Here is a 7136-nt window from a genome sequence, read left to right on the forward strand (position 1 = left end):
GACACGCACGGCCGCCCCACCCGGTCCACTCCGGCCGGGGTGCCCCCCCCCCCCCCCCACGCCACCCCCGTGGCCCGCTCGGCTGCGCGGGCGCGCGCCCGGACGCAGGTCGGGCGCGCCCACCCCGTCCGGAGTCGACCGGGTGCGGCGCCCGAGCGAGTCGTCGGCGCCTACGCGTCCGGTGCCCGGGCGCGGCTGGTCCGCCCCCTCGACGGCCCTGCCGTCGTGCCGGGTTGCCGGCCCGTCGCCCGCCCTCGGCCCGCCCTGGCCGACTCGCGCTGCGTCCCGGCGCCGCGTCCCCGCCTCTCCCGGCTGTCGCGTTACGAGCGGACCGGCGGCGCCCGCCGTCTGGCCGGCGAGGCCCGCACCGGTGTGGTCGACCGCGCCCTCGCCGTCGTCGCGGTGGCGCTGGCCTCGGCCACGGTCGTCGTCGTGCTCGGGCTGCTCGCCGACCTCGTCGCGCGATGAGCCGCCGCCCTGCGCGGGCGGTGCGAGGACGACGGGTGCGCGCGAGAAGGCCGTCCGGTTCCGGTGCCGCTCTCGCGTGTCCGCAGTGGAGCGGTGGGTGGAGCGCGTGGGGCTCGTGATCGGTCCTGTGAGTGGCGTGGGTCTCCATCCGGGCACGGTGAGTGCCGGGTCCGCCGACATGCCCGAGGGTCCGACACGCCGGGTCGGAGCGGGCGGCGCGTTCCTCGCAGTTCACCGGCGTGTCGCCGATGCGGCGAGCGGTCCGGGACCCGCGCACCGGGCGAGCAGCGCCTCCCGGGCGACGTGGGAACGGGGCGTGACCTGCGGGCCGTCACGGGGTGTCGCCACCCGGCCACCGGGGCACCCGGGGACGGGTCGCCCGCGGCGGTCGTGAGAGGTTCCTTCCCGATCGGGGGAAGTCCGCACGACCCGCCGCACGGAGATGGCGCGACCCCTAGATGTTGTGGTTACATCCGTGTCGTTCGCCTACAGGTTGGGTTCGGCGCAGGCCGGACCGCCGGGCGCGGTCGAGTCGGGGGAGGTCCGCATGCGGTGCCCGTTCTGCCGTCACACGGACTGCAAGGTGATCGACTCCCGCGAGGTCGACGAGGGCGCGGCGACGCGTCGCCGCCGCTCCTGCCAGGCCTGTGGGAAGCGCTTCACCACCGTCGAGGAGCCGGTGCTCGCGGTGTTGAAGCGCAGCGGCGTCACGGAGCCGTTCAGCCGCGACAAGGTCGTGAGCGGAGTGCGCCGTGCCTGCCAGGGTCGGCCGGTCGACGAGGACGCGTTGCAGAAGCTCGCGCACCGCGTCGAGGAGGCCGTCCGGGCGGGCGGGACCGCGGAGATCCCCAGCCACGAGGTGGGGCTGGCGATCCTCGGTCCGTTGAAGGAGCTCGACGAGGTGGCGTACCTGCGCTTCGCGAGCGTGTACCGCTCCTTCTCGTCCATCGAGGACTTCGAGAAGGAGATCGCCGATCTGCGCAGGGCGGCTGCCGGGGAAGCAGTCGACCGGCGGGACCGGGCCGGACGGGGTGCGGGGCCGGCCGGATAGGGGTCCCGAGGGACCAGTGGGGCCGACCCGGACTACGGAAGTCGAGCCGACCCCGATCTCGCAGGCAGGACACCCGTCGTCGCCCCAGCCGGCGGAGGGTGCAGCACATGGTCGGATGCGAATGAGGGAGAGCATGACGGAGACCGTCGGGGCGGAGTCCACCGGAAGCGCCGCGAGCACGTCCGGTGCCAAGGGCTCTGCGGGGGGAACGGGTCGCGGCCGGGCCGCGAAGGCCGGGAAGGGCGTCAGGCGCGGCCTGACCGTCGAGCGGCTCCACACGACTCCCGGGGTGCACCCGTACGACGAGGTGACCTGGGAGCGCCGCGACGTCGTCATGACGAACTGGCGCGACGGCAGCATCAACTTCGAGCAGCGGGGCGTCGAGTTCCCCGACTTCTGGTCGCTGAACGCCACCAACATCGTGACCAGCAAGTACTTCCGCGGCGCGGTCGGCTCCCCGCAACGCGAGGCCAGCCTGCGCACGCTGATCGACCGGGTCGTCGGGTCCTACCACCGCGCGGGCGTCGAGCACGGCTACTTCGCCACGGACGAGGACGCCGAGATCTTCGCCCAGGAGCTGACCTGGATGCTGCTGCACCAGGTGTTCAGCTTCAACTCGCCGGTGTGGTTCAACGTCGGCACGGCGTCGCCGCAGCAGGTCAGCGCCTGCTTCATCCTCGCGGTCGACGACACGATGGAGTCGATCCTGAACTGGTACCGGGAGGAGGGCCTGATCTTCAAGGGCGGCTCCGGTGCCGGCCTCAACCTCTCCCGCATCCGCTCGTCGAAGGAGCTGCTGTCCTCCGGCGGCACCGCCTCCGGGCCGGTCTCCTTCATGCGCGGCGCCGACGCCTCCGCCGGCACCATCAAGTCGGGCGGCGCCACCCGCCGGGCCGCGAAGATGGTCGTGCTCGACGTCGACCACCCCGACATCGAGGAGTTCGTCCAGACCAAGGCCAAGGAGGAGGCGAAGATCCGCGTCCTCCGCGACGCGGGCTTCGACATGGACCTGGGCGGCTCCGACATCACGTCCGTGCAGTACCAGAACGCCAACAACTCCGTCCGCGTCACGGACGAGTTCATGCACGCGGTCGAGGGCGGCACCGACTTCGGCCTCCGCTCCCGCACCACGGGCGAGATCATCGAGCGCACGGACGCCCGCACGCTGTTCCGCGGCATCGCCCAGGCCGCCTGGGAGTGCGCCGACCCGGGCCTGCAGTACGACGACACGATCAACGACTGGCACACCTGCCCGGAGTCGGGCCGGATCAGCGCGTCGAACCCGTGCTCGGAGTACATGCACCTGGACAACTCCAGCTGCAACCTGGCCTCGCTGAACCTGCTCAAGTTCCTGGGCGCGGACGGCCGGTTCGACGCCCCGCGCTTCGCCAAGGCCGTCGAGCTGATCATCACCGCGATGGACATCTCGATCTGCTTCGCGGACTTCCCGACGGAGCCGATCGCGGACACCACGCGCAAGTTCCGCCAGCTGGGCATCGGCTACGCCAACCTGGGCGCGCTGCTCATGGCCACCGGCCACGCGTACGACTCCGAGGGCGGCCGCTCGCTCGCCGCCTCGATCACGTCGCTGATGACCGGTGCGGCCTACAAGCGCTCCGCCGAGCTCGCCGGCGTCGTCGGCCCGTACGAGGGCTACGCCCGCAACGCCGAGTCGCACCAGCGCGTCATGCGCAAGCACGCCGCGGCCAACGACGGCTACCGCACCTTCCCGGCCAGCACCGCGATCCAGAAGTTGGCCACCGTCACGTGGAAGGAGGCGCTGGCCTCCGGCGAGAAGAACGGCTGGCGCAACGCCCAGGCCTCCGTGCTGGCCCCGACCGGCACCATCGGCCTGATGATGGACTGCGACACGACCGGCATCGAGCCGGACCTGGCGCTGGTCAAGTTCAAGAAGCTGGTCGGCGGCGGCTCCATGCAGATCGTCAACCAGACCGTGCGCCGGGCGCTCGACCAGCTCGGTTACCAGGCCGAGCAGGCCGAGGCGATCGTCGAGTACGTCGCCGAGCACGGGCACGTCGTCGACGCGCCGGGCCTGCGTCCGGAGCACTACGAGGTCTTCGACTGCGCCATGGGCGAGCGCTCCATCGCGCCGATGGGCCACGTGCGGATGATGGCCGCGGTCCAGCCGTTCCTCTCCGGCGCGATCTCCAAGACGGTCAACATGCCCGAGGCCGCCTCGGTCGACGACGTCGAGAAGATCTACCTCGAGGGCTGGCGGCTCGGCCTCAAGGCGCTCGCGATCTACCGCGACAACTGCAAGGTCGGCCAGCCGCTCTCCGCGGGCAGGAAGGCCAAGTCGTCCTCGGAGACCGAGAAGGCCGAGGCCGAGCCGCAGGTCGTCGTGGAGCAGCGGCCGGTGCGCAAGCGCCTGCCGAAGAAGCGCCCGAGCCAGACCGTGTCCTTCACGGTCGCCGGGGCCGAGGGCTACCTGACCGCCGGCTCCTATCCGGACGACGGGCTGGGCGAGATCTTCGTCAAGCTCGGCAAGCAGGGCTCGACCCTGGCCGGTGTCATGGACGCCTTCTCCATGTCGATCTCGGTCGGCCTGCAGTACGGCATCCCGCTGGAGTTCTACGTCTCGAAGTTCTCCAACCTGCGCTTCGAGCCGGCGGGCATGACGGACGACCCGGACGTCCGGATCGCCACCTCGGTGCTGGACTACCTGTTCCGCCGCCTGGCGCTCGACTACCTGCCCTACGAGAAGCGCGCCCAGCTGGGCATCTTCTCCGCGGCGGAGCGGGCGTCGCAGGTGGAGCAGGACTACGGCTCGGGGCCGATCGACACCGATGTGGACCTCGACGCCGTCCGCTCCAGCGTGGACACCACCCCGCCCTCGACCGAGCCGGCCGGTGTGGACCCGGCGCCGGTCGAGGTCGGCAGCTCCACCGAGCTGCTGGAGCTGCGGCTGGGCAAGGCGGCCGACGCGCCGCTCTGCCTCACCTGCGGCACCAAGATGCGCCCCGCGGGCTCCTGCTACCTCTGCGAGGGCTGCGGCTCCACCAGCGGCTGCAGCTGAGTCACCGCCGACGGACGGCCCCGCTCCCGCACTCCGGGAGCGGGGCCGCCCGCGTCTTCGCGTCGCCTGACCGCGTCATGGATCCATCATGCGATTCTTCGGCCCCTGCGAACGCGTGAGGGATCCATAGCGCGGGTCAGGTGGCGGAGCGTTGGGCGGAGGGTTCGACCGAGGCGACCGTGTTCGGGGTGGCGCGCAGGAGCTGGCGCCACTGTTCCGGGCTCCAGCGGGCTGGCTCGGTGCCGGAGAGGAACTCCTCGAGCAGGCCGACGAAGCGGTGCGGTTCGGTGTGGAAGGGGAAGTGCCCGGCGTCGGGGAAGATCTCCAGTCGGCTCCCGGGCATGGCCTCGTGGGCGCGGTGTCCGTGCTCGACCGGCACGATCGCGTCGCGCCCGCCCCAGATCAGCAGCGTCGGCATGCCGCGGGTGAGGTAGCAGCGGTCGAGCATCGTCACGACCTGGCCGCGCCAGTCGACGACCGCGCGCAGGGTCCGGATGAACGCCGCGCGGGAGGTCGCGTCGGGCAGTGCGTCGACCACCCGGAGCATGTCGGGTGCGTCGCGGCCGAGCCCCGTGCCGAGCACCCGCAGGGCCTCGACGACCGTGCCCACCTGCCAGCGAATGGTCGGCAGCCGCAACGCGTGCAGCGCGGCCGTCGCGCCCGGGAGTGTCATCGCCCGCAGCACCGGGTTGACCTCGGGCCCGGCGCCGCCGCTGCCGACCAGCACGAGCCGCTCCGTGCGGTCGGGGAACTGGTAGGCGAACTGCATCGCGACGCCGCCACCCAGCGAGTGCCCGACGAGCGTGGCACGGCGGATCCCGAGCACCCCGAGCAGGTCGCGGACGCCGTTGGCGTAGGCGGCGACCGAGTAGTCGGCCCGCGGCTTGTCCGAGCGGCCGTGGCCGAGCAGGTCGGGCGCGATCACGAGGTGGTGCCGCGCGAGTGCCGGGATGACCGTCTCCCAGGTCGTCGAGCTGTCGCCGATCCCGTGGATCAGCACGACGGCCGGTCCCGACCCGGCGACGCGGAAGGCGCGCCGGTAGCCGTGCACGGTGCGGAAGCGCAGGTCGGCGTCGCGCGGCGGGACCGCCCCGAGGCGGCCGCCGGTCGGGCGGAGGCGTGGGCGAGCCGTTCCCGCCATGGCGTCACCTCCCACGGGCTCGCGTCGGACGTGACGCTAGGCGCGCGGCATTACCGCCGTGTTGCCCCGCGGTGTGCGGCGCCGTTCGGCCGACCTCGTGCCGGTCATGATCCGCATCCGGGCGGCGGAACGTCCGTTTCTGGTGCGTTTTCCTGCCGAACCGTGGATCACGCGGCGTCGGGGCGGCGGCCTACGGTGGGGGTGTGAGTCCGCGCTTCCAGCTCGTGCCCGCCGCCTACGTCGTGCTGAGTCGTGAGCCGAACGAGATCCTGCTGCAGCTCCGGCAGAACACCGGCTTCCGGGACGGCTTCTGGGCGACGGCCGCGGCCGGGCACGTCGAGAAGGGCGAGTCCGTGCTGGAGGCGGCGGTGCGGGAGGCCCGGGAGGAGCTGGACGTCGAGATCGCGCCCGCCGACCTGCGGCCGGTGACCGCGATGCACCGCACCGAGGCCACGGGCGACCCGATCGACGAGCGGGTCGACTTCTTCTTCACCTGCGACCAGTGGGCGGGCACACCGCGGCTGGTCGAGAGCGCCAAGGCCGCCGATCTCGGCTGGTTCCCGCTCGACGCCCTGCCCGATCCCGTCGTCCCGCACGAGCGGGCGGTGTTCGAGGCGCTGCGCGGTGGGGGACCGGCGGCGATCACGACGCACGGGTTCTGACGGCCGTCCCCGCCGCCACGCCGTTGCAGCTGCGGGCCCGACGCACGCAGGGCGCGGCGGGATCGAGCGTCAGGGGGTCGTCGAGCCGGGGTCGCCAGTGGACGGCGGCGTGCAGGGCGGCGGTGTGCAGCTCGCCCGCGGCGGTTCCGGGAGGGAGGCCGAGCCGCGCCGTCGCCCGGGTGCCCGTGCCGCCGAGGACGCGGTCCAGTGCGTGCCGCGTCGGCGCCGGGAGCGTCGCGAGCGCGGGCAGGGTGCCGAGCGTGCGGAGCTCGACGAGGGCGTGGTCGTCCGCCAGCGCGCGGTCGATCCGGGCGACGAGTGCGGGGTCGCGCCCGGCCAGCCGCCCGCGCAGCTCCCGCAGGGCTCCGCGCGTCCGCAGCGGCCGCGGCCCGCTCGCCGATCCGGGCCTCGAGGACCCGCGTGAGCTCGTCGAGCCCCGACCGTAGGAACAGGGCCGGTGCCGTGCTCGCCGCCGTGCTCGCCGCTGTGCCCGAACTGCCGCGCACGAGCCCGACCGCCTCGGCGATGCCGTGCATGCCCCAGGCGTCGAGCAGTGTCGTGTCCCGTCGCGGCGAGGAACCGGCCGGGGGAGACCGGCATCGCGTCGAGCTCCGCGACGGTCCGGCAGGACAACCCCGCCAGCGCCGCGAACTCGTCGTGCCGCAGGGTCCGCTCCCGTCCGAGACCGGTGATCATGCCCGGGCCTGCAGCCTGCCGGGCGGTCCATCGGCCGACGACCCGAGGGTGCGCAGCCCCGCGCCGCCCATGATCAGCAAC

Annotated in this window: 6 protein-coding genes; 5 read left to right on the plus strand and 1 reads right to left on the minus strand. The window is 73.2% G+C overall.

Features of this window, described 5'->3' with window-relative positions:
- Positions 1–69 precede the first annotated feature (69 nt).
- From AB0B41_RS15755 to AB0B41_RS15765, 3 genes are all read left to right on the plus strand, one after another.
- Positions 70–468 (plus strand): hypothetical protein, encoded by a 399-nt coding sequence (locus AB0B41_RS15755; RefSeq protein WP_358203470.1) that lies wholly within the window; start codon positions 70–72, stop codon positions 466–468.
- 547 nt (positions 469–1015) lie between these two features.
- On the plus strand, positions 1016–1519 hold the full coding sequence (gene nrdR, locus AB0B41_RS15760) for a transcriptional regulator NrdR (protein ID WP_358203606.1): 504 nt from the start codon (positions 1016–1018) through the stop codon (positions 1517–1519).
- A 133-nt stretch (positions 1520–1652) separates the two neighbouring features.
- A complete protein-coding gene (locus AB0B41_RS15765) occupies positions 1653–4556 on the plus strand; it encodes a vitamin B12-dependent ribonucleotide reductase (RefSeq protein ID WP_358203472.1) in 2904 nt (967 codons plus the stop codon).
- A 136-nt stretch (positions 4557–4692) separates the two neighbouring features.
- Here the strand turns inward: AB0B41_RS15765 and AB0B41_RS15770 are convergent, their stop codons facing one another.
- Positions 4693–5697: an alpha/beta fold hydrolase gene (locus AB0B41_RS15770; RefSeq protein ID WP_358203474.1), complete on the minus strand. Its 1005-nt coding sequence runs from the start codon at positions 5695–5697 to the stop codon at positions 4693–4695.
- Positions 5698–5900: 203 nt separating this feature from the next.
- On the opposite strand from AB0B41_RS15770, the gene AB0B41_RS15775 reads away from it, so the two are divergent.
- Together AB0B41_RS15775 and AB0B41_RS15780 are read left to right on the plus strand one after the other, a co-directional pair.
- Positions 5901–6359: an NUDIX domain-containing protein gene (locus tag AB0B41_RS15775; RefSeq protein ID WP_358203476.1), complete on the plus strand. Its 459-nt coding sequence runs from the start codon at positions 5901–5903 to the stop codon at positions 6357–6359.
- 462 nt (positions 6360–6821) lie between these two features.
- On the plus strand, positions 6822–7136 hold a 315-nt coding region (locus AB0B41_RS15780; protein WP_358203478.1), incomplete at its 3' end, for a hypothetical protein.

Origin of the sequence: Pseudonocardia sp. NPDC049154 (assembly GCF_040648315.1) — a bacterium.
Taxonomy (GTDB): Bacteria; Actinomycetota; Actinomycetes; order Mycobacteriales; family Pseudonocardiaceae; genus Pseudonocardia.